At 65.0% G+C, this 22,083-nt stretch carries 25 protein-coding genes; 9 read left to right on the top strand and 16 right to left on the bottom strand.

Going from position 1 to position 22,083, the window contains the following annotated elements; genetic code table 11:
- The first annotated feature begins 51 nt into the window (after window positions 1-51).
- Window positions 52-876: a C40 family peptidase gene (locus AC1RT2_RS14615; protein WP_286157138.1), complete on the top strand. Its 825-nt coding sequence runs from the start codon at window positions 52-54 to the stop codon at window positions 874-876.
- 70 nt (window positions 877-946) lie between these two features.
- The gene (locus AC1RT2_RS14610; protein ID WP_493102888.1) at window positions 947-1,414 is read left to right on the top strand and encodes a group III truncated hemoglobin; all 468 of its coding nucleotides are present in this window, start codon (window positions 947-949) and stop codon (window positions 1,412-1,414) included.
- 37 nt (window positions 1,415-1,451) lie between these two features.
- Here the strand turns inward: AC1RT2_RS14610 and AC1RT2_RS14605 are convergent, their stop codons facing one another.
- The 5 genes from AC1RT2_RS14605 to AC1RT2_RS14585 all read right to left on the bottom strand — a co-directional run bounded on the left by AC1RT2_RS14605 (window position 1,452) and on the right by AC1RT2_RS14585 (window position 5,610).
- The gene (locus AC1RT2_RS14605; protein ID WP_493102886.1) at window positions 1,452-2,000 is read right to left on the bottom strand and encodes an AAA family ATPase; all 549 of its coding nucleotides are present in this window, start codon (window positions 1,998-2,000) and stop codon (window positions 1,452-1,454) included.
- A 94-nt stretch (window positions 2,001-2,094) separates the two neighbouring features.
- The gene (locus tag AC1RT2_RS14600) at window positions 2,095-2,757 is read right to left on the bottom strand and encodes a YiaD family glycine zipper/OmpA-like lipoprotein (protein WP_069060318.1); all 663 of its coding nucleotides are present in this window, start codon (window positions 2,755-2,757) and stop codon (window positions 2,095-2,097) included.
- An 80-nt stretch (window positions 2,758-2,837) separates the two neighbouring features.
- Window positions 2,838-3,728: an EamA family transporter gene (locus AC1RT2_RS14595; protein ID WP_493102883.1), complete on the bottom strand. Its 891-nt coding sequence runs from the start codon at window positions 3,726-3,728 to the stop codon at window positions 2,838-2,840.
- A 247-nt stretch (window positions 3,729-3,975) separates the two neighbouring features.
- Window positions 3,976-5,001, bottom strand: coding sequence for a histone deacetylase family protein (locus AC1RT2_RS14590; protein ID WP_493102881.1), 1,026 nt, complete (start codon window positions 4,999-5,001; stop codon window positions 3,976-3,978).
- Window positions 5,002-5,199: 198 nt separating this feature from the next.
- Complete coding sequence (locus AC1RT2_RS14585; protein WP_493102880.1) at window positions 5,200-5,610, bottom strand: hypothetical protein; 411 nt, start codon at window positions 5,608-5,610, stop codon at window positions 5,200-5,202.
- A gap of 127 nt (window positions 5,611-5,737) precedes the next feature.
- Here AC1RT2_RS14585 and AC1RT2_RS14580 point away from each other — a divergent pair, with 127 nt between their 5' ends.
- Entirely contained in the window at window positions 5,738-6,538 is an 801-nt protein-coding gene (locus AC1RT2_RS14580) for a helix-turn-helix domain-containing protein (RefSeq protein WP_069060314.1), read from the top strand.
- Here the strand turns inward: AC1RT2_RS14580 and AC1RT2_RS14575 are convergent.
- Entirely contained in the window at window positions 6,496-6,885 is a 390-nt protein-coding gene (locus AC1RT2_RS14575; RefSeq protein WP_493102877.1) for a GtrA family protein, read from the bottom strand. The two genes, AC1RT2_RS14580 and AC1RT2_RS14575, sit on opposite strands and share 43 nt — an antisense overlap.
- Complete coding sequence (locus AC1RT2_RS14570; RefSeq protein WP_493102875.1) at window positions 6,882-7,880, bottom strand: glycosyltransferase; 999 nt, start codon at window positions 7,878-7,880, stop codon at window positions 6,882-6,884. Before AC1RT2_RS14570 ends, AC1RT2_RS14575 begins: the two co-directional genes overlap by 4 nt.
- A gap of 113 nt (window positions 7,881-7,993) precedes the next feature.
- Between AC1RT2_RS14570 and AC1RT2_RS14565 the strand changes: the two genes are divergently transcribed.
- The 3 genes from AC1RT2_RS14565 to AC1RT2_RS14555 all read left to right on the top strand — a co-directional run bounded on the left by AC1RT2_RS14565 (window position 7,994) and on the right by AC1RT2_RS14555 (window position 12,113).
- Complete coding sequence (locus tag AC1RT2_RS14565; protein ID WP_493102873.1) at window positions 7,994-9,826, top strand: hypothetical protein; 1,833 nt, start codon at window positions 7,994-7,996, stop codon at window positions 9,824-9,826.
- A gap of 102 nt (window positions 9,827-9,928) precedes the next feature.
- On the top strand, window positions 9,929-11,515 hold the full coding sequence (xseA, locus tag AC1RT2_RS14560) for an exodeoxyribonuclease VII large subunit (protein ID WP_493102871.1): 1,587 nt from the start codon (window positions 9,929-9,931) through the stop codon (window positions 11,513-11,515).
- Between the two features lie 7 nt (window positions 11,516-11,522).
- Window positions 11,523-12,113, top strand: a complete 591-nt coding sequence (locus AC1RT2_RS14555; protein ID WP_493102869.1) for an NAD(P)H-dependent oxidoreductase — start codon at window positions 11,523-11,525, stop codon at window positions 12,111-12,113.
- Here the strand turns inward: AC1RT2_RS14555 and AC1RT2_RS14550 are convergent, their stop codons facing one another.
- Complete coding sequence (locus AC1RT2_RS14550) at window positions 12,114-12,596, bottom strand: MarR family winged helix-turn-helix transcriptional regulator (protein WP_493102867.1); 483 nt, start codon at window positions 12,594-12,596, stop codon at window positions 12,114-12,116.
- Window positions 12,597-12,667: 71 nt separating this feature from the next.
- Between AC1RT2_RS14550 and AC1RT2_RS14545 the strand changes: the two genes are divergently transcribed.
- Complete coding sequence (locus tag AC1RT2_RS14545) at window positions 12,668-13,588, top strand: EamA family transporter (protein ID WP_493102865.1); 921 nt, start codon at window positions 12,668-12,670, stop codon at window positions 13,586-13,588.
- On the opposite strand, the gene AC1RT2_RS14540 is transcribed toward AC1RT2_RS14545, so the two are convergent.
- The 7 genes from AC1RT2_RS14540 to AC1RT2_RS14510 form a co-directional block, all read right to left on the bottom strand.
- Window positions 13,539-14,327: a pyrroline-5-carboxylate reductase family protein gene (locus tag AC1RT2_RS14540; protein WP_069060306.1), complete on the bottom strand. Its 789-nt coding sequence runs from the start codon at window positions 14,325-14,327 to the stop codon at window positions 13,539-13,541. The two genes, AC1RT2_RS14545 and AC1RT2_RS14540, sit on opposite strands and share 50 nt — an antisense overlap.
- A complete protein-coding gene (locus AC1RT2_RS14535; protein WP_493102863.1) occupies window positions 14,324-15,577 on the bottom strand; it encodes an aminopeptidase in 1,254 nt (417 codons plus the stop codon). Before AC1RT2_RS14535 ends, AC1RT2_RS14540 begins: the two co-directional genes overlap by 4 nt.
- Window positions 15,578-15,647: 70 nt before the next feature.
- Complete coding sequence (gene ybaK, locus AC1RT2_RS14530) at window positions 15,648-16,121, bottom strand: Cys-tRNA(Pro) deacylase (RefSeq protein ID WP_493102861.1); 474 nt, start codon at window positions 16,119-16,121, stop codon at window positions 15,648-15,650.
- 164 nt (window positions 16,122-16,285) lie between these two features.
- Window positions 16,286-16,600 (bottom strand): hypothetical protein, encoded by a 315-nt coding sequence (locus AC1RT2_RS14525; protein WP_493102859.1) that lies wholly within the window; start codon window positions 16,598-16,600, stop codon window positions 16,286-16,288.
- A gap of 118 nt (window positions 16,601-16,718) precedes the next feature.
- Complete coding sequence (gene pcaF / locus AC1RT2_RS14520; protein ID WP_493102856.1) at window positions 16,719-17,924, bottom strand: 3-oxoadipyl-CoA thiolase; 1,206 nt, start codon at window positions 17,922-17,924, stop codon at window positions 16,719-16,721.
- Between the two features lie 71 nt (window positions 17,925-17,995).
- Entirely contained in the window at window positions 17,996-18,700 is a 705-nt protein-coding gene (locus AC1RT2_RS14515) for a CoA transferase subunit B (RefSeq protein WP_493102854.1), read from the bottom strand.
- Window positions 18,697-19,404, bottom strand: coding sequence for a 3-oxoacid CoA-transferase subunit A (locus AC1RT2_RS14510; RefSeq protein ID WP_493102852.1), 708 nt, complete (start codon window positions 19,402-19,404; stop codon window positions 18,697-18,699). The genes AC1RT2_RS14515 and AC1RT2_RS14510 overlap by 4 nt, the downstream gene beginning before the upstream one ends.
- Before the next feature lie 289 nt (window positions 19,405-19,693).
- Here AC1RT2_RS14510 and AC1RT2_RS14505 point away from each other — a divergent pair, with 289 nt between their 5' ends.
- Both AC1RT2_RS14505 and AC1RT2_RS14500 read left to right on the top strand, forming a co-directional pair.
- Window positions 19,694-20,449, top strand: coding sequence for an IclR family transcriptional regulator (locus tag AC1RT2_RS14505; protein ID WP_493102850.1), 756 nt, complete (start codon window positions 19,694-19,696; stop codon window positions 20,447-20,449).
- Between the two features lie 60 nt (window positions 20,450-20,509).
- Entirely contained in the window at window positions 20,510-21,160 is a 651-nt protein-coding gene (locus AC1RT2_RS14500) for a sulfite oxidase-like oxidoreductase (protein ID WP_493102848.1), read from the top strand.
- Here the strand turns inward: AC1RT2_RS14500 and AC1RT2_RS14495 are convergent.
- Entirely contained in the window at window positions 21,145-22,029 is an 885-nt protein-coding gene (locus AC1RT2_RS14495; RefSeq protein WP_493102846.1) for a helix-turn-helix domain-containing protein, read from the bottom strand. The two genes, AC1RT2_RS14500 and AC1RT2_RS14495, sit on opposite strands and share 16 nt — an antisense overlap.
- Between the last annotated feature and the right edge of the window lie 54 nt (window positions 22,030-22,083).

Raw genomic sequence — 22,083 nt, 5'->3', positions numbered from 1 at the left:
TGTCGCGGCTAGGGTTAGAGTGGCGCGATATGAGACTGTGAAGGACGAGCCGTGACTGCTGCCTTGAAGCCGCTTTCCCTAGGCCGCGACACGCTGCTCGACCGCCTCGGCCGTCGCGTCGCGGACCGGCTGCAAAGCCAGACCTCCGGCTACGAACCCTACACGCCTTCCGACCCGGAAACGCTGGCGCGCACGCTGAGGCCCGGCGACATCCTGCTCGTCGAGGGCAACCAGAAGGTCTCGGCGGTGATCAAGTATCTCACGCAATCCACCTGGTCGCATGCGGCGCTCTTCGTCGGCGACGAGACCCCGCTGACGCTCGACCAGGCGACCTTGACCTCGGTGGAGCGCCCGCAGCTCATCGAGGTCAATCTCGGCGAAGGCTGCGTCGCCGTGCCGCTCACAAAGTACCGCACCTACAACACGCGCATCTGCCGCCCGGTCGGGCTGACGCCGGAGGACCGCAATGCGCTGGTCTCCTTCATGGTCTCGCGCCTCGGCCTCAAATACGACCTGAAGAACATCACCGACATGCTGCGCTACTTCCTGCCGGCACCGCCCGTGCCAGTGCGCTGGCGTCGCCGCATGCTGGCCTTCGGCTCGGGCGATCCGACGCGGGCGATCTGCTCGACGCTGATCGCCGAGGCTTTCGAGCGGATCCGCTACCCGATCCTGCCGGAAATCGCCCGCGCGCCCGGCCATGCGGCCGCGACCTCCACCTATTCGCGCGAGGAAATCCTGCATATCCGGCATTATTCGCTCTACACGCCGCGCGACTTCGACCTCTCGCCCTACTTCGAAATCATCAAGCCGACGCTGGAATACGGGTTTGATTACAAGCGGCTGGAATGGGCGCCGGGGCGGGAGGGGCCTTGATTTCGTCCTGCTCCGTCCTGCGGCGATCGGGCGGATTGTACCGGCACGGAAAGCTCCCTATCTTCCGGCCATGAGCGAAACCGATCCAGACCGTCTTTCCCACTTCGCCGCCATGCGCGTCCGCGCACAGTCCGACATGCAGGCGATCGGCGTCACCGCCGATTTCATTCCGCTGCTGGTGGAGACGTTTTACGGCCGGGTGCGGGCGCATCCAGAGCTTGGCCCGGTCTTCGACGGCCGGCTGAACGGCCGCTGGCCCGAGCATATGGAAAAGATGAATCGCTTCTGGTCCGCCGTCGCCTTCAAGGACGGCAGCTATGGCGGCAAGCCAGTCATGGCGCATCAGGGCGTTCAGGGCATGAACCCGCCGCTGTTTCAGACCTGGCTCGGCCTGTTCTCCGCCACGCTCGATGATATTGCGCCCTCACCGGAAGCAAAGGCGTGGTTCATGGCGACGGCCGAGCGGATCGCGAAGAGCCTGGTGCTCTCGCTCTTCTACAACCCGGCCGACGACGACCCGCGGCTCAAGCGGGCCTGAAGCCCGCTTCGAGCATGTTCCAGCAGGCTTTTTCTTGCTAACCGCCGGTATCGAGCCAGCCAGTTTTCTGAAGAATGATCCCTGCCAGTTCCGCAGGTCTTTTGCCGTCGGTAGGCAGCACGATGATGCCGTCCGCGTCTTCGCCTGCCATGCGCCTTGCCTGCCGAAGCGAGCGCTGTGCTTGTTCGTCCGCTCCAGAACCGGTCTCCCGCTGCGCAAGCCGCGCCAACAGTGTCGGCTCGGCAGCCACCATGCGGACCACCGTAATTCGCGCTTCGGGTATGGCGGAAAGGATCCACCGCTTGTCAAAATTCAGGTGCATCATGACGCCCGACATGATCAAGCGCGTGTGCCCCAAGGCCTGGTATGTCGACCAGAGCGCAGCCAGGTTGATGCTGCTGACGTCAACCGCGCCGGGCTGAATTCTGCCAAGCTCATCGGCATCGGGGCGCGGGAACACCCTGTCGAGTTCATCGCTTTCGATAACGGCGTGAGCGACCTGAGCTGCGGCGAGTTGAGCACTCATTTCCCAGCTCAGCGTCGATTTGCCCACGCCGGCGGGTCCGGTAATCAGCAACAGCTGCATGCCACTTCGGCTTCCCATTCGATCTCGGGCTTCTGGTGCGCCGGACGGCCCGGCACACCCCACACCGGTCATTTCGAATTTACGCGTTCGCGGCCTAGCTCTTGAGCGGCGAGATCGCGATTTCGACGCGGCGGTTCTGCGCGCGGCCGGCTTCTGTCGCGTTGGAGGCGATCGGGCGCTCCAGACCGTAACCCATTGCCGACATGCGGCGTGGATCGACACCGCGCGACGCCAGATAGTTGGCGACCGAGTTGGCGCGGCGGTTGGAGAGATCCTGGTTATAGCCGGCATTGCCGACCGAATCGGTATGGCCGTCGACGTCGATCAGCGTCTTGTCGAACTTGCGCAGCACGATCGCGACGGAATCAAGCGTCGGGTAGAATGGCGGGATTACCTGGTCCTGGTCGGTCGAGAAGGTGACGTTCGACGGCATGTTGAGGATAATGCGGTCGCCGTTGCGGGTGACCGAGACGCCGGTGCCCTCAAGCTGTGCGCGCAACTCGGATTCCTGCGTGTCCATGTAGTTGCCGATGGCGCCGCCGGCCAATGCGCCGATGCCCGCGCCGATCAGCGCGGCATTGCGGCGCTGCTTCGGGTTGTTGCCGATGAGAAGGCCGGCGACCGCGCCCATGCCGGCACCGATCGCGGCGCCGCCTGCGGTGTTGGAAACCTTCTGCTCGCCCGTATAGGGATCGGTGGTCGTGCAGCCGGTGAGGTAGACCGCGGCAAGCGCGACGACAGCGTATTTCTTGTACATTGAGGCGTCCCCGAGAATTCGATGATTCTGCTTGAACCTACCGATTGCGGCAGGAACATGAAAGGGGGCGGTCCTTTTGACTAGGTTTCACCGCCGCCGCTCGAGGTCACGCCGGCGCTGGCGGCGACCACAAGTGCCGTGCCGAGCATCTGGAAGGGCGTCATCGGCTGGCTGAGCACGAGGAAGCCGGCGAGCGCGCCGAGCGCTGGTTCCAGGCTCATCAGGATGCCGAAGGCCGCCATCGGCATGCGCCGCAGCGCCGTCATTTCCAGTGCGTAGGGGATCAGCGGCACGAGGAGGGCAAGGCCGAGCATCATGCCGAGCCCTTCCGGGTTCATCGCCTCATGCGCCCGCGGCAGGCCGAAGGGTGCTGCGACCATCGCGGCGACGATCAGCGACATGGACAGCCCTTCGAGCCCCTTGAAGAGCTTGCCGGACTTTTTCATCAGGATGATGTAGGTGCCCCAGCCGACGCCGGCACCACAGGCGAAGAGCATGCCGACGGGGTCACCGACCCAGCCGCTGCCATCATGCGAGAGCAGCACGACGCCGATGAAGGCCGCGAGCGGCCAGATCAGCCGCCAGCCGCCGCCAAGGCCCCACGTTGCGACGGCAAGCGGCCCGAGAAACTCGATCGCCACGGCAAGCCCGAGCGGAATGCGCCCGATCGCCGCGAAGAAGCAGAGCGTCATCGCGGCCATGGTGGCGCCGAGCGCCAGCGCGCTCTTCCATTGCTGGCGACTGTAGGAGCGCATCGGCGGGCGCACGATGGCGGCGAGGATCGCCGCCGCCATGACGAGGCGCAGGAAGGTCGTGGCGAACGGCCCGAAATCGGCGATCGCCGTCGCGGAAAACGCCGCGCCGAACTGGATGCACGACATGGAGGCGAAACAGAGCAGGATGCCCGTGAAGAGCCCCGCATTTCCCGAGCCCGAAAGCCCGCCGCCTGCCGCTACCTGTTGATCTGCCATGTTGAAGCCCTCCCGGCATCGCCGCCATCATAGGAAAGCCCCCTCATCCGACCCTTCGGGACACTTTCTCCCCGAGGGGAGAAGGGAAACGAGGCGCCGTATGTCTTCCCCTTCTCCCCAGCGGGGAGAAGGTGCCGGCAGGCGGATGAGGGGGCTCTAATGAACCGCGTCGCAGTCCTAGACGAGGGCGCGTCCTGCGACAAATGGATAATCGTGACGTCTTGCTTCAGGAAAATTGATGCTGGTCTCAGCCGGCAATGCCCTTCAGCGTGTTGGCGACGTTAAGGCCGATTTCCGGCACGCCGTAACCGCCTTCCATGACGACGAGCACCGGCACGCCGCCGGCGGCGACCGCCCGGCCCATCGTGATGTAGTCCGCCGAGACGAGCTTGAAGAAGGAGATGGGGTCCTTCTCGAACGTATCGACGCCGAGCGACAGCACGATCGCTTCCGCGCCGAAGGCGGCGATGCGCTTCAGCGCGTCGTGAAGGGCGGCCTCCCAGACGGAGTAGGGCGTGCCGGGCGGCATCGGATAGTTTTGCGTCGTGCCGTCGCCGGCGCCCTTGCCGGTCTCTTCGGCATAGCCGAGGAAATGCGGAAAGGCTTCGGCCGGGTCGCCGTGCAGCGAAGCGAAATAGACGTCGCCGCGCTCATAGAAAATGTCCTGCGTGCCGTTGCCGTGGTGGAAGTCGACGTCGAGCACGGCGACCTTCTTTGCGCCCTTGTCGAGGAAGCGCTGGGCGGCGACGGCGGCGTTGTTGATGAAGCAGTAGCCGCCGAAACTGTCGATGCCGGCATGGTGGCCGGGTGGACGGCAGAGCGCGAAGGCGGCCTTTTCACCGCCCGCCACGATATCGGTCGCCGTCAGCGCGGTCTGCATGGAGGAGACGGCTGCCTCCCAGGTGCCGGGCGAGATCGCCGTCTCGGCGGCATTGCAATAGTAGCCGAGCAGGCCGTCGATCTGGGTCGGGATGCGCGGCGAGGTGCGGCGCACGGGAAACGACGTGGCGATCGCCTCGCCGTTATAGCCCGCCGCCTTCCACTGGTCCCAGGCGGTTTCGAGGAAGGAAAGGTAGCCGGCATCGTGTACCTTCAGCGCGGTCTCGAGCCCGTGGCGTTCCGGTGCTGCAATGTCGGTGAAGCCGGCATCCTTGACCGCGGCCAGAATCCATTCCGCCCGGAACGGCGCCTCGAACGGCGGCACGAGTTCGCCGCCGTGCAGCTCGCTGCGGGCGTTCCTGAGCTTGTGGTCCTCGGAAAAGATAACGCGCATGAAAGGCTCCCATTGTCATTCGGGCGCGACGGTAGTGCATTTTGCGAGAGAGGGGAATCACTCCTGCGGGGTAGGTTTCTGCTTTGTTGCCGGGCCACAAACGGCCTTCGCCCCCGCTTTTGGCGAGGGCAATCCTACCGGGTTGAAGAGCGGTTCCTGCTTCCCCTTCTCCCCGCTGGGGAGAAGGGGTTTTGGGCGTCAGGCGAGGACGGCGCGCTGTTGCCGGCCGAGGCCGATTTGCTTGAGAAGCAGGATATCGGCGACGGCGACGGCGGCGACGGCGATGAGGCCGATACCGATCAGCGTCAGGCCGTCGCGGGCGACGAGGAGGACGGCGATGCTGCCGAGTATCCACAGCGTGTCACCGATGATGGCGAAGCGCACCGCGGCGGGTGAGGGCCGCTCCTGCCGGCCGACAGCGAGATGGAAGGCGCCCCAGAGCAGGAAGAAGGCAGCGAAGCCGTTGACGATGGCAGGCGTCGCATGGGGGCCGACAAGGGCGCTGACCGGGCCGGAAAAGGCGAAGAGGCCGGCGGCGGTGACGATAGAGAACACGCCGTCGAAGAGCATGATGGACTTCAGCAGATTGCGGTTGAGGGTGGCGAACATGATGGGGCTCCTTTCGTTTCGATGGGCCAATCCTGCCGGGAGCCGTGCGGCAAACCAATTACCTTGGAGGTAATGGAAATCATGCCGTGCCTCATGTTTAGTGCGCGGGACATGAGAGGAGTGAAGCATGGAATTCGGAGACCATCTTAAGGAGTGGCGCGGCCACCGGCGCATGAGCCAGCTGGAGCTGGCGACCGAGGCCGGCATTTCGTCGCGCCACCTGTCCTTTCTGGAGACCGGCCGCTCGCGTCCGTCCGAGGGCATGATCCTCAGGCTTTCCGCCGTGCTCGACATTCCGGCGCGCGACCGGGGCATGCTGTTTTCCGCCGCCGGGTTTCGCCCGCGCTTCGCAACCGCGCCGGCCGCCAGCCTTGCGGCCTTCCCGCCGGCGGTGGCGGAAGCGATCGGCCTCATCCTGGGCCGGCACGATCCCTATCCCGGTGTCGTCTTCGACCACGAATATAACGTGCTGACAGCAAACCCGGCATTTCTCGGCCTTGCCGGCATGGCGGGCATTGCGGTGTCACCCGGCGACAATTTTCTCGATGCCTATCTCGGCGCAACGCCGCTGCGCTCCATCGTCGTCAACTGGGCGCAGTCGGCGGCCGATCTGGTGCATCGCATCAGGGCGGAAGCCTGGCTGCAGGGGCCGCGCAGCCCGCTCTCCAAGCGCATCGAGCGACTGTCGGCGGCGGCGGATATTCAGGCGGCACTGGAGGCGTTCCCGGAAACCGACCGGCTGCCGATCCTGCCGATCGAGATGAAGATCGGCGCCAAGCGCTTCAACTGGATCACCACGCTCACCTCTTTTGGTTCGGCACAGGATGCACTGGTGCAGGGCGTGCTGATCGAGAGCTTTTTCCCGGCGGACGCCGAGACCCGGGCTCACTTCGAGGGCGAGGACGCGCCGAAGACGAAGCGGGAATAGCCGAGGAACGACCAGACCATCGCGACGAGCGAGGCGATGGCGACGGCAAGAACCGGCCAGAGCGCCGGGAAGGCGAGCACGAGCGCCGAATAGACGGCGTAGTTCAGCACCGCTGCACTGATACCGACGCCGCCATAGCGTGCGCCTTCCGCGGCGACGCTGCGTTCACTGCGCTCGAAGGTGAAGGTGCGGTTCACCCAGAAGGTGAAGAGCATGGCGGCCGCGATGGCGAAGAGCCGCGCGACGAGCGGCCCGAGCGGCGTTGCCCAGAGGAGGAGCGCAAGGATGCCCGCGTCGACGAGGAAGCCGGCGGCGCCGGCAACCGCGAAGAGCAGGACGCGTTTCATGCGGCGCGGGACCGCGTTGCCGGTGCCTCCGCCGGCCGGGCGCGGCGGCGGTGACCGCTCTGGATGGCGGGCAGGCCCATATAGTGGATGCGCAATTGCTCGGCGCGGGCGCGGGCGAGCGAATCGAGGATCATGCCGGCTGAAAAGACCAGGAAGGACATCATCATCAGCACCAGCGAGAACACCCAGGTCGGCATGCGGTCGACGAGGCCGGTGCGGAAATAATCGGCCAGGACGGGCGCCATGAAGGTGAGGCTTGCCAGCATGAAGAGGCCGCTGATCGCGCCGAAGAAGGCAAAGGGCCGCGTCTCCTTCATCAGCATGGCGAACATCCAGAGGATTTTTGCGCCGTCGCGGAAGGTAGAAAGTTTCGAATGCGAGCCTTCCGGCCGGCGGCCGTAATCGAGTTCCAGTTCGGCGATCGGCAGGCGCAGGCGCGAGGCATGCACCGACATTTCCGTCTCGATCTCGAAACCGCCGGAGACGGCGGGAAAACTCTTGGCGAAGCGGCGCGAGAAGGCGCGGTAGCCGGAGAAGATATCGGAGAAATCATTGCCGAACAGCGAGCGGAACAGCGTGTTGAAGATGCGGTTGCCGAAGGCGTGGCCCTGGCGTCCGGCATCGGCGCGCACGTTGCGGCGCGTGCCGACGACCATGTCGGCGCCCTCGGTGATCAGCGTGCGGACGAGTTCCGGCGCATCGCCGGCGGCATAGGTGCCGTCGCCGTCGGCCATGAGGTAGATATCCGCGTCGATATCGGAGAACATGCGGCGCACCACATTGCCCTTGCCCTGGCGGCGCTCGCGCACGACGGTGGCACCAGCAAGGGCTGCGCGCAGCGCCGTCGAATCGGTGGAATTGTTGTCGTAGACATAGACGCGGGCGGATGGCAGGGCGGCGCGGAAGGCCGTCACGACGTCGCCGATGGTCTGCGCCTCGTTGTAGCAGGGCAGCAGTACGGCAATCTCGAGGTCTTCCAGCAAGGCTTCCGTCATGACGACGCGTTCTCCCATCCGGCCGCCTCATGCGACCGCCGGTTTTACTATTTCTTGAGAAGGTTAAGGCTAGGTTTCGCACACGGTTCCAATGGTGGACGAAGGGGCGAAACGTGCTGAAAAACCTGCCTGCGGTCCTGCCGTTCGCAAGCCCCGAGGCGCCATCGCGCCGCGAGGGCATGACGCTGGGCGTGCTCGCGGCCTATTCCCTCCTTACGATCGTTCTGCTGCTGGCGATAACGCTGCCCTTTGCGACCGACTATGTCGGCCCCGACAATGACGACACGATGCGGCTCGTCACGGTGCGCGATCTCATCGCCGGCCAGAACTGGTTCGACACGACCCAGTATCGCCTCGGCCTCGACGGCGGCACCACGATGCACTGGTCGCGGTTCGTCGACTTGCCGATCGCCAACCTCATCGGTTTCTTCTCATTGTTCACCGGGCAGGAGCAGGCGGAAGCGCTGGCGCTCGCCGTGTGGCCGGCGCTCCTCGTCGTGCCGACCTTCTTCGGCATGGGGCTCGCGGCCTACCGGCTGGGTGGCACCGCGGCCATGCATGCGACGCTGGTGCTGACGACGATCTTCATTCTCTCGGTCAACCGCTTCCAGCCCGGCGCGATCGACCATCACAATCTCCAGATCGCGCTCATTGCCTGCATCGCCGCCATGCTGCTCGACCCCGCCAAACAGGCCCGCGATCATGCCATTGCCGGAGCGCTTTCGGGTTTCGCCATTGCCATCGGCGCGGAAACGACGCCGCTGATCGGCGCCGTCTGTATCGTGGTGGCGCTGCGCTGGGTCTGGCACGGGCAGGCTTTTCGCGAAGCCGCGGCCGCTTTCGGCCTCGCCCTGGCCTTGACGGTAACCATCGCCTTCTTTTCGACCGTCGCGCCGTCGCACTATGCGCAGGTCACCTGCGACAGCCTTTCCTACGGCTTCTACGCGCTCGCCACCTTCGGCGGCGGCATACTTTTCCTGACCGTGTCGCTCACCAGCACCTGGTCACTTGCCGGGCGAGTCGGCGCGCTCGCCGTTGCCGGGGTGGTGGTGGCCGCCGCGGTCCTGCTGATTGCGCCCGGCTGCCTTGCCAACCCGCTGGACACGCTCGATCCGTTGCTGAAAACCTTCTGGCTTGCCGGCGTGATCGAAGCGCAATCGCTGTTTGCCCAGTTCCGCCTCGATCCGGGCTCCATTGGCGGCTTTTACGCGGTGGGCCTTTTTGCGATCCTGGTCTGCCTGTGGCGGATCCGGCGCGGCGACCGGGTGGAAACCCATCTGGTGCTGCTCACGCTGCATGTCGTCGCCTATGCCGTGACGCTCATCCAGATCCGCGGCGCGATCTTCTCCAACCTGCTGTCCGCCTTGCCGCTTGGCCTGCTGATTGCCGATCTGCGCCACGCCTCCCATGCCGATCCGAAGAACCTGAAGCGCGGGCTTGCCTTCGTCGCTGCGACGCTTGCCGCCGTGCCGGCGAGCTGGGCGCTGGCGGGCGCACTGCTGCCCGGCCGGTCGCAGGACATCCTGGCGGCCGAAATCTCCGAGGAAGCCGCGCCGCGGCAAGTCTGCAACGACCAGGCGGCGATGGCACCGCTCGCCGGCGAGCCGACCGGCGTGGTCGCGGCGGCGTCCGATCTTGGCGCATCGACCCTGCGCTTTACGCGCCACCGCGTTCTGTCGGCGCCCTATCACCGCAACCAGGGCGGCATGCTGACGGAACTGCATATCGGCCTGTCCAATCCGCATCAGGCCGAGGCCTTTCTGCGCGGTGCGAAGGTGACGCTCGTCGCCTTCTGTGAAACCGACACGCAGACCCACAACATTGCCGGCGCCGAACCCGAAGGCCTCTATGCCGATCTCCTCAAGGGCCGGGTGCCGGCCTATCTGGAGCCGGTCGCGGGCACGGAGACGGCGGCGCTGCGGCTCTACCGGGTGCGGCCGGAATAGAGGGCTGGCCCATTCCGGGACGCGGCGCCTGACAACCAAGTGTGCTGGGGATGCGGCCTTTGCGGGCCTGTCATCGGCAAGCAAACGCACTACACTTCTGCCATGAGCTTCTTTTCGGACACTGATTCGCCCAGCAACCTTGCCGAATATTCGGTGTCGGAACTCTCCGGCTCCATCAAGCGCACCGTCGAGCAGGCCTTTGACCAGGTGCGCGTGCGCGGCGAGATTTCCGGCTATCGCGGGCCGCATTCCTCCGGCCACGCCTATTTCTCGCTGAAGGACGACCGGGCGCGCATCGACGCGGTGATCTGGAAGGGCAGTTTTTCAAAGCTGCGTTTCAAGCCGGAAGAGGGCATGGAGGTGATCGCCACCGGCAAGATCACCACCTTCCCGGGCTCGTCGAAATACCAGATCGTTATCGAAACTTTGGAGCCGGCCGGGGCAGGGGCGCTGATGGCGCTGCTCGAGGAGCGCCGGCGCAAGCTTGCCGCCGAAGGACTGTTCGACCAGGAGCGAAAGAAGCCGCTGCCCTTCCTGCCGAAGGTGATCGGCGTCGTTACCTCGCCGACCGGCGCGGTCATCCGCGATATTCTGCACCGTATCGCCGATCGCTTTCCGGTGCATGTCATCGTCTGGCCGGTCAAGGTGCAGGGTGACGGGTCGGGCCAGGAGGTGGCCGCGGCGATCGAGGGGTTTAACGCCTTCGAGCCCGGCGGGCCGATGCCACGGCCGGATGTGCTGATCGTCGCACGCGGCGGCGGCAGCCTCGAAGACCTCTGGAGTTTCAACGACGAGATCGTGGTGCGGGCCGCTGCCGCGTCAAAAATCCCGCTCATCTCCGCCGTCGGCCACGAGACGGACTGGACGCTGATCGACCACGCCGCCGATCGGCGCGCACCGACGCCGACGGGGGCCGCGGAAATGGCCGTGCCTGTGAAGGCCGATCTCGAAGCGGAGGCCGCCTCGCTCGGTGCGCGGCTCAGCGGCGCCGTGCTGCGCCAGATGGACAACCGCCGCCAGGGTGTTCGTGCGCTTGCCCGCGCGCTTCCGTCGCTGGACCAGCTTCTCGGCCTGCCGCGTCGCCGTTTCGATGAAGCGGCCGCCGGCCTCGGCCGCGGCTTGCAGATGAACACGGTGAACAAGCGCCGCGCCTTCGAGCGCACGGCGGCGCATCTGAGGCCCGACATGCTTCTCACCCGCATCGCCGACCGCCGCCAGCGTGTCGCCGATCGCGTGCAACGGGCCGAACGCATCGTCGAGCGCCGGCTCGACCAGTTCCGCGCCCGGCTCTCGGCCTTCGACGTCTCGCTGCGGGCGACGCCGGCGCGTATCGCGGCCTATACCGGTCGCGCGCGCGACCGGCTCGCCGGCCTCGCGTTGCGCGGTGAAAGTGCGCTTGCCGGCGACCTCGCCCGCCGCCGCGCGCTGCTTCAGGCGCAGGACCGGATGCTGCAATCGCTGTCGTACCGCAACGTGCTGAAGCGTGGTTATGCGCTGGTGCGCGACGAGGAGGGCGCGCCGGTGAATGGGGCAGCCAACCTCGGCCCCGGCCGTGCGATCGCCATCGAGTTCGCCGACGGCACGGTGGATGCCGTCACCGGCTCGGGTGGCGGGACGCCGCCGCGCAGGAAGGCGAAGGCAGACGCGGAGGCGGAAAAACCCGCAGCCCGCCAAGGCTCGCTGTTCTGAGGCCGCCATGCGCATCCTGCTCGTGCTCGCCCATCCGCTGGAGGAAAGTTTTGCCGCAAGCGTCGCAGAGACGGTGCGGCAGAAGCTGACGGCGAACGGTCATACGGTCGATCTGCTCGATCTCTACCGCGAAGGCTTCGATCCGCGTCTGACGCCCGACGAACGGGCGCGCTATTTTGAGCCGGCTTACGATCCATCTTCCGCCGAACCCTTCATCTCCCGGCTGAAGCAGGCGGACGGGCTGGTGCTGGTCTTTCCGCAATGGTGGTTCAATTTCCCGGCCATCCTGAAAGGCTTCTTCGACCGGGTCTTTGCACCCGGCGTCGCTTTCGAGAACGACCCGGACGGCGGGCGCATCCAGCCGCGGCTCGGCAATATCCACCTGTTCTGGGCCTTCACCACCACAGGCTCGCCCTGGTGGGTGGTCAATCTCTATATGGGAAACCCGGTTAAGCGGCTTTTGAAGCGCGGCATCGCCGCTTTCTGCGCCAAGGGGCTCGATTTCAGGCTCACCAATCTCTGCGACATGGACCGGGTGAGCGCGGAAAAGCGCAAGGCGCATATCGCGCGGGTCGAAAAACTGGTCGACCGGATCTGACTATTCGAAGTCGACGAGAAATTTTCGAAGCAGGCCATCCAGTGCCGCGCGTTCGTCCGTGCTCAGGTTTTCCAGCAGCCGATGCTGGTTGGCGACATGCGATGTCACGGCCTCGTCCACCAGCGCAAAACCCTTCGGCGTCAGCGCGATGATGACGCTGCGTCGGTCGTCCGGATTGTGCGAGCGTTCGATGAGGCCGGCCTTTTCCAGTTGATCGAGCCGGTTGGTCATCGTGCCGGAGCTGACCATCGTCGTCGCGATGAGATCGCCCGGTGACAGCCGGTAGGGCGGGCCGGAGCGGCGCAGCGTCGCCAGCACGTCGAAGCTCGCCGAGTTGAGCCCGTGACCGGCGAGCGCCTTTTCGATCTCGCGGGCAAGATGCGTGCGAAGCCGCGCCAGGCGGCCGAGCAGGCCCATCGGCTCGACATCGAGGTCGGGCCGTTCGCGGTTCCATTGGGCGAGAATTCTATCGACGTGATCCATGCTCCGACTTAACGAAGAGATTCTCTTGACGTCAAGATAAAATCAGATATCTTGAATTCAAGATTCTTTGAATGGAGATAATTATGTCCCGCGCCACCGATGTCCTTCTCACCGCCGCCGCACCCGCCATCTGGGGCAGTACCTATATCGTCACGACCGAGCTGCTGCCGGCCGGCTATCCGCTGACCGTCGCTATGCTGCGCGCACTTCCCGCGGGGCTGCTCCTGCTGCTCCTCGTCCGGCAATTGCCGCAGGGCATCTGGTGGGGCCGGACCTTTCTGCTCGGCGCACTGAACTTCTCGTTCTTCTGGGCGATGCTGTTCGTCTCGGCCTATCGCCTGCCGGGCGGTGTGGCGGCGACGGTCGGCGCCATCCAGCCGCTGATCGTGCTGGGGCTGTCCCGCGCGGTGATGGGAACGACGGTGCACCCGCTGTCGATCGTTGCCGGCCTTGCCGGTATCGGAGGCGTCGCCCTCCTCGTGCTGACGCCGTCTGCCAGCCTCGACCCGATCGGCATTGCCGCCGGTCTTGCCGGTGCGGTCTCCATGGCGTTCGGCACGGTGCTCTCGCGCCACTGGCAGCCGCCGGTGCCGCCGCTGACCTTCACCGCCTGGCAGTTGACGGCGGGCGGCCTGCTGCTCGTGCCCGTCGCGCTGTTCTTCGAACCGGCCCTGCCCATGCCGACGACACAGAACCTCATCGGCTTCCTCTATCTCGGCCTGATCGGCGCAGCGCTCACCTATATCGTCTGGTTCCGTGGCCTGGCGAAGCTCGGTCCGGCGGCGATCTCGCCGCTCGGTTTCCTCAGCCCGCTCGTTGCCGTCGTGCTCGGCTGGGCGATGCTCGGGCAGGATTTGAGCTGGCTACAGATCGCGGGCATGGTCGTCGTGCTGGCGAGCGTCTGGCTCAGCCAGTGGGCGCAGGCATCGCGGCCGGTGCCGGTCAGCTCCCGCTCTGCGCCGCCTTTCGCCGCGCCGCGGTCAGGCCGTTGAAGATGGCGTGTTCGATATTGGCTTCCATCATGGCGGAAAGGCCCGCGGCCGTGGTGCCGCGGTACTCCATGAAGAGCTCCACGATGTCGGCCGGCGTGTCGGAAACCCGTGCCATCTGCGTGGCGGCGCCGAGAAAGAGCTGGCGAACCGCGAGGTCCGCCGTATCGGGATCGATGCCGGCCTCGACGGCGTGCCGGATCATCGCATCCGCCATGAGTGCCGGGAAGGCGGCGCCCGAGCCGGTTAGCGCGGTGAAATAGTCGAGGTCCTGCTCGTTGGTGATGAGATGCGCCTGGCCGGATGCGGAGAAGAAGCGCTGCGCGAAGGCCGTTTCCGAGCGGCGCACGTCGTCCGTCGCAAACCACGGCGTGAACGAGAGGCGCTGTTCGGCGCAGGCATTGGGCATTGCCCGCACGATGCGACGGGCGCCGTAACGCTCGCCGATTTCCTCGACCGTCACCCCCGCCATGACGGAGATGACGAAGCGCCCGCGAAGATCGAGTTCTATGGCGTCGAGATCCTCCGGCCGAACGGAGAAGAAGATGACGTCGGAGGCGTCGACAAGGATCGCATTGTCCGTTGTCATATGCACGCTCGGCCAGGATTCGAAACCGGAAATCTGGCCGGAGCGCGAGGAAAGAACAAGGTCGGCGGGCCGGATGACGCGGTCGGCAAGTGCCGGCCGGAGCAGCGCCCCGGCCAGCCATCCGCCGCCACCGATCACGCCGAGATTGGTCATGCCCACTCGCCGGCGCGCATGACGGGCGTGCGGCTTCCGTCATTGCGGATGCCGTCGATATCGACCTTGTCGGAGCCGATCATCCAGTCGATATGGATGAGGCTTTCATTGCCGCCCTGGGCGCGGATCTGCTCCGGCGTCAGGCTCGCGCCATCGAGGAAGCACTTGGAATAGCACTGGCCGAGCGCGATGTGGCAGGAGGCGTTCTCATCGAACAGCGTGTTGTAGAACAGGATGCCGCTCGCCGAAATCGGCGAGGAATGCGGTACCAGCGCCACTTCGCCGAGCCGGCGCGCGCCCTCGTCCGTGTCCAGCACCTTGTTCAGCACCGCTTCGCCCTTCGACGCCTTCGCCTCAACGATGCGGCCGCCCTCGAAGCGCACCTGGATATTGTCGATCAGCGTGCCCTGGTGGGAGAGCGGCTTGGTCGACGACACGTGGCCTTCGACGCGCAGCGCATGCGGCGTGGTGAAGACCTCCTCCGTCGGGATGTTCGGATTGCAGGTGATACCGTTCTTCGCGGTGGATGCACCGCCGTGCCATTCGTGGCCGTCGGCGAGGCCTACCGTCAGGTCCGTGCCCGGTCCTCTGAAGTGAAGGGCTGCGAAGCGTTCGCCATTAAGCCACGCGGAACGCTTGGCAAGAGCCGCGTTGTGCTCCTTCCAGGCGGCGACCGGATCGGCAACGTCGACGCGCGAGGCGGCGAAGATGGCGTTGGCGAGCTTTTCGACCGCCACGTCTTCCGGATCGTTCGGAAACACCTGCTTGGCCCAGGACGGGTTGGGATAGGAGATGATGTTCCAGTTGATGTCGAAATTGGCGATCTTTTCCAGCGCCGGCTTGTAGGCGGTGGAATTGGCCTTGTTGGCGCGGGCGACCTTGGTGGGGTCCTCGGCCGACAGCAGCATCGGGTTGTCACCGGCAATGGCGAGACGCGCTGCGCCGTTGGCATAGGCCTTGGCCATGCCTTCGTAGAGCCAGTCGCTTGCGCGATCGAAACTTTCGTCCGGCGCGTGGTGGTAACGGGCAAGCGTTGCCTCTTCGTCGGCATAGAAGGTGCTGACGAGGCCGGCGCCGGCCATGTAGGCGTGTTTGGTGATCAGGCGGGCGAGCGGCAGTGCGGCAATGGGCGCCGTCATCACGAGGTCCTGCCCCCTCTGCAGCTGCAGGCCGATGCGCACGGCGACTTCGGCGAGCTTGTCGAGTTTTGCCGCATCGACGGCAGGGGCGGAATTGGCGGGATAGGTCATGGCATGCCTGTCTGTTTCTGAAAGGGACGGAAGAAACTTAGTGTGCTTGTTGCCGGATGAGAAGGCGCAATCAGGCGATAACCGGTGCCGAAATCGCCTTCAGCGCGACAAGCACGTCGCCGGGCGCCAGCCGGACCTGAAGTCCACGTTGCCCGCCATTCATGTAAACCGCCGCGTGTACCAGCGCCGCCTCCTCGATTGCCGTGGGGACCTGCTTCTTCTGGCCGAACGGGCTGATGCCGCCGACGACATAACCCGTCAGTCGCTCGGCATCCGCCGGCTTCATCATGCTCGCCGACTTGCCCTTGAAGGCGCTTGCCAGCTTCTTCATGCTGACCTCGCAGTCTGACGGGACGATGACACAGACCGGCTTGCCATCCACCTCCGCCATCAGCGTTTTCAGCACGCGCGACGGGTCTTCCCCCAGCGCCTCGGCCGCCTGCATGCCGACGCGCTCGGCATTCGGGTCGTAGTCGTAGGTATGGACGGTGAAGGAAATACCGGCCTTGGCAAGGGCCTGGGTGGCGCGTGTGGTCTTTGACATGGCGGGCCGTCATCGAAGCGAGGATATCGGTCCGCATGGGTGCCGGAGGGCAGGGCGGGTGTCAATGTGCTTGGCGAAGGCTGCCCCTCATCCGGCTGCCGCCACCTTCCCCCGCAAGCGGGTCAAGGGGCGACACATCGGATCATGTCGATGCTGAATCAGATTTAGCCGCACGGTGAAAATCTTGAATCGCTGTCTTTTATGGCTTGTTGCAACTCAGGCGTAATGCCTGACCACAATGTAGTCTGCGCAAGCTTCAAATTGACGCCTTGATAGTGTGCGGCGCAAACGATTTGACTGAACCACGCCGTATAGGACCATTCGCGCGGCTTTGGACTGTAGAGACAATATCTCTCAGCGTTCCAATGAACCTCCATCGCCTCTCGGTAGATGTAAGGAAAGGTCGCCGTTGAAGGCTTTACCCACAGCGATCCGCCCTCATCGATCCCAACTACCTCAATCGTATCCGTCCGTATCATCGCACCTCTAGACGCATGAAGCGGCAAATCTCAAATGTCAGCAACATCTGTGAGTTCATGCGTAGCATTCATGTAGCACGGCCCGTCTATTTGCGGGGGGTAGAGTGAGGGGCAAACGTCAAGCCCGCTCCAGCGCCACCGCGATGCCCTGGCCGACGCCGATGCACATGGTGGAGAGCGAGCGCTTCTTGCCGGTGAGCTGCAGTTCCAGCGCGGCCGTGCCGGTGATGCGCGCGCCCGACATGCCGAGCGGATGGCCGAGCGCGATGGCGCCGCCGTTCGGGTTGACGTGATCGGCATCGTCGGCAATGCCGAGTTCGCGCAGCGTCGCGAGGCCCTGGGAGGCGAAGGCCTCGTTCAATTCGATGACATCGAAGTCGGACGGTTTCAGGCCGAGCCGTGCGCAGAGGCGCTGCGTGGCATAGACCGGGCCGATGCCCATGATACGCGGCGGAACGCCGGCCATGGCGCCGCCCAAAATGCGGGCGATCGGCGTCAGGCCGTATTTCTTGATGGCCGCTTCCGAGGCGATGATCAGGGCTGCTGCCCCATCATTGACGCCGGAGGCATTGCCGGCGGTCACGGTGCCGCCCTCTTTCTTGAACGGTGTGCCGAGCTTTGCGAGCGCTTCCAGCGTGGTTGCGCGCGGATGCTCATCCGTGTCGACGACAATGGGATCGCCCTTCCTCTGCGGGATGGTGACGGGCGTGATTTCCTTGGCCAGGCGGCCGTTTGCCTGCGCCTCAGCGGCTTTCGCCTGCGAGCGCACGGCGAAGGCGTCCTGGTCCGCGCGCGACACCTTGAAGTCCTCGGCGACATTCTCGCCGGTCTCCGGCATGGAATCGACGCCGTACTGCTTCTTCATCAGGGGGTTGATGAAGCGCCAGCCGATGGTCGTGTCGTAGATTTCCGCATTGCGTGAAAAGGCGCTGTCCGCCTTGGGCAGCACGAAGGGCGCGCGGCTCATGCTTTCGACGCCGCCGGCAACCATCAGTTCCGCCTCGCCGGCCTTGATGGCGCGGGCGGCGGCGATGACGGCATCCATGCCGGAACCGCAGAGCCGGTTGATCGTGGTGCCGGAGACAGAAACGGGCAGGCCGGCCAGCAACGAGGACATGCGCGCGACATTGCGGTTGTCCTCGCCGGCCTGGTTGGCGCAGCCGAAAATGACGTCGTCGACGGCTTCCCAGTCGATGCCGGTGTTTTTCGCCATCAGCGCCTTCAGCGGGATGGCGCCGAGATCGTCGGCGCGCACGGCGGAAAGGGAGCCGCCGAAGCGGCCGATGGGCGTGCGGACATAGTCGCAGATATAGGCGTCAGACATGGCTTTTCCTTTCAAGCAATTCCAGCAAAAGTGCGCAGCGGTTTTGCGTGCGGAATTGCGTAAACAACGTTCTAGAGTTCCGGCACGACGAGATCGGCAACGGGGCCGTCGACATGAAGTTTTGCGCCTGTCATAGCCTGCAATTCCTCGATCGTCATGCCGGCCAGTTTTTCACGCAGCACGAAGCGGCCACCGGATACGTCGATCACCGCATGGCTGGTATAGATGCGGGTGATGCAGCCGACACCGGTGAGCGGGAAGGTGCAGGCTTCGACGAGCTTCGGCTCGCCGTTCTTGGTGACATGCTCGGTGATCACGACGACCTGCTTGGCGCCATGCACGAGGTCCATCGCCCCACCCACGGCCGGCACCCCCTTGGAGCCGACGCGCCAGTTGGCAAGGTCGCCGTTCTCCGCCACCTGGTAGGCGCCGAGAATGGCGACGTCGAGATGGCCGCCGCGCACCATGGCAAAGCTGTCGGCATGGTGGAAGAAGGCAGAGCCGGGCTTCAGCGTCACGGCCTTCTTGCCGGCATTGATCAGGTCCCAGTCCTCTTCACCTGCGGGTGGCGCCTCGCCGAAATCCAGGATGCCGTTTTCCGTATGGAAGATCGCTTCGCGGCCTTCCGGCTGGTAGCGGGCGACCATTTCGGGAAAGCCGATGCCGAGATTGACATAGGCGCCGTCCTCGATGTCCTGCGCCGCACGCCAGGCGATCTGCGTGTTGGAGAGTTTTATGTCTTCGCGTGTATCGATTTCGCTCGTAACGGGGCTCATGCGTAAACCACTCCTGCGCGGATGAGATCTTCTTCCTGCCTGGGCGCGGAAACTTCCACGACGCCATCGACGAAGATGCCGGGGGTAATGACCTGTTCCGGATCGATGCCGCCCGGTTTTACCAGTTTCGAGACCTGCACGATGGTCTTTGCCGCGGCCATGCACATCAGCGGGCTGAAGTTGCGGGCTGCCTTGTTGTAGGTGAGGTTGCCGTGCGTGTCGCCGACATGCGCCTTGATCAGCGCGACATCCGCCTTCAGCCAGCGTTCCTGCACATACATGCGGCCGTCGAATTCAGCGGTGGGCTTGCCCTTCGCCAGCTCCGTGCCAAAGCTCGTCGGCGTGTAGAAGGCCGGAATTCCGGCGCCGCCGGCGCGGATGCGCTCGGCAAGCGTACCCTGCGGCACCAGTTCCAGCTCGATCTTGCCGGCGAGATAGCTGTCGGTGAAGGCGCGTGGATCGCTCGAGCGCGGGAACGAGCAGATCATCTTGCGGATCAGCCCCGCATCGATCATCGCCGCAATGCCGATGCGGCCGTTGCCGGCATTGTTGTTGACGACGGTGAGGTCCCTGGCACCCGTATCGATGAGCGCGTGGATCAGCTCGATCGGGGCACCCGAACCGCCGAAGCCGCCGATCATCACCGTCGCGCCATCACCGATACCCGCCACGGCCTCCGCCAGACTTCCGATGGTCTTGTCCATGCAAAATCTCCCGTTGTGACCCTAGAGGTAAATCCGAAGGGGGAAACGGGCAATCCACTTTGTGCGATAATTGACTTTTGTTCAATTATCGCACAAATACGCGAGATGTTGTTCGCGGGGAACGGTGACGCTCACTCCGCTCTCGTCGTCATCCTCGGCCTCGAGCCGAGGATCCATGCGGCAACCCGAGCCTGGATGCTCGGGTCAAGCCCGAGCATGACGACGGAGGGCAGGGAGGGACGCGACGCGATGGCGGACGGCCAAATCGACCGCCCGAAAAGGAGACGCCATGCGGGAAACGGATTTCATCGGCGGGTTTGCCAAGGGCCTAAAGGTCATCGAAGCCTTCGACGAGGCAAAGCCGCGGCTCACCATCAGCGACGTGTCGAAGGAAACCGGTCTCGACCGGGCGACGGCGCGGCGCTGCCTGCTGACGCTCGCCGAGCTTGGCTATGCGGCCTATGACGGGAAGTTCTTCCAGCTGACGCCCAAAATCCTGCGGCTCGGCCATGCCTATCTGTCGGCAACACCGCTGCCGCGGCTGGTGCAGCCCTATCTCGACCAGCTTTCGGACAAGGTCGGGCAAAGCGCCTCCGCCTCGGTGCTCGACGGAACGGAAATCGTCTATGTGGCGCGCGCCGCACAGAAGCGGGTCATGTCGATCAACCTCATGCCCGGCTCGCGCCTGCCGGCCTATTGCGCCTCGATGGGCCGGGTGCTGCTTGCCGCCCTTCCAGACGCGGAGGCGCGCGCCATTCTGGAGGCATCGGACCGCAGGGCGAACACGCCCTTCACCAAGACCGATCCCGACGTGCTGATGGAAGAGTTCGCCCGCGTGCGCCGGCAGGGGTTTGCGGTGATCGACCAGGAGTTGGAAATCGGCCTCTGCTCCATCGCGTTGCCTTTGGAAAATGCCCGCGGCCGGGTGGTGGCGGCGCTCAATATCGGCGCACCGGCAGCCCATGCGGCGGCAGGCGAGATGGTCGAGCGCTACCTGCCGGCGATGCGCGAGGTGCAGGCGGCACTCCGGCAGGTGCTGGCCTGAGCCGACCTTGACAGACGACAGGCGGCGATCCCACCTATTGCACTGCAGCAGGAGACCGCCATGCGCGACGAGGACAGCAAGCTCACCCGCACGAAACGCCAATGGGCGGACCAGGGAAAATTCCTGACGGGCCGCATGTCGAGACCGGAGACCGACCGCCTGCCGCCCGGCCAGCACCTCGTCAAGAACTGGCCGGTGCTCGATCTCGGCCAGCAGCCGGTGATCCGTCCGGAAAACTGGCGGCTCGACGTGAAGGGCGGTGCGGAAAACCCGATGTCCTTCGGCTGGGCGGATTTTCTTGCGCTGCCGCAAAGCCAAAAGCTGTCCGACATTCATTGCGTGACGACCTGGTCGCGCTACGACAACCGCTGGGAGGGCGTTGCCACCCGCGATCTGCTCGATCTCGTCATGCCGCGGCCGCAAGCGAATTTCGTCATGCTGACGAGCTATGACGGCTATACGACGAACCTGCCGCTGGCCGATTTCGCCGTCGAGGACGCCATTCTCGCCACCCATTGGGAAGGCCAGCCGCTGACCGCCGAGCATGGCGGCCCGATGCGTCTCGTCGTGCCGCATCTGTATTTCTGGAAGAGCGCCAAGTGGCTGACGCGCATCGATTTCCTGCCCGGCGACCAGGCCGGCTTCTGGGAGCGCAACGGCTATCACATGCGCGGCGATCCCTGGATGGAAGAGCGTTACGCCGACGACTGAGCGGCGAGCCGCGCCCGTTCGGCGAGCCGCCAGGCGCGCGGTGTCTCGCCGGTCTCGCGCAGGAAGAACCGCGAGAAATACGCCGGGTCGGCAAAACCGAGGCGCAGACCGATCTCCTGCGCCGGCCTTTCGGTGAAGACGAGCTCGCGTTTCGCTTCGTCGACGAGTTTCCGACCGATATAGGCGTGCGCCGTCAGGCCCGTGGCGGCCTTGACGATGCGGTTGAGATGCGTCGACGACACACCAAGCTGCTGGGCGTAGAAATTTGCCGGCTTCTGGCTGCGGAAATGCTGCTGGATCAGGCCGTTGAGATGCTCCATGCGTCGCACCGTCTCGCCGATGCCTTCGGTCGGATTGTCGCGGGCCCAGAGCCGCGCCGTCAGCGTCAGCGTCGAGACGAGATAGGCCTCCATCAGATCCGTGCGTCCACTGCGCCGGCTCGCCCATTCCGCCGCCAGCCGCTCCAGCGTCGCGATCAGGAAGGCGCCCTCCGGATCGGCGGCGTCGAGCGCGGTGACGCGCGGTTCCGCCGCAAAACGCGCCGCCTCGCCGGCAAGCCGCCCGTGTGAGGCGAGCATGGTGAAGACATAGCCATCGATATCGGGAGAAAAGCGGAACCCGTGGTTGACGGCCGGCGGCACGGAGACGATGGCCGGCGGGCGCAATGTCAGCCGCCTGGCCCCGAACAGCGCATCGCCCGATCCGGCGGAAATGTACAGGATCTGGAAAAAACTCTTATGCCGGTGCAGGCCGATTTCGTAGCGATGCAGGCTGCTGCGCGACGGGATCGTTTCGCAGTGCAACCAGAAATCCGGCGGATTTCCTGTTCTTTCGCCGTAGAGATCATAGGTCGGAACGGGCCTGTTCATGTCGGTGCTACCGGTTTGCAATGTTTGATTTGTACAAGTCGAGGGCTGATCCGT

The sequence above is a fragment of the Shinella sp. GW821-FHT11G07 genome, assembly GCF_058808115.1.
Note: the sequence above shows the minus strand (reverse complement) of the source record. Positions and strands in the feature narration are given on the sequence as shown.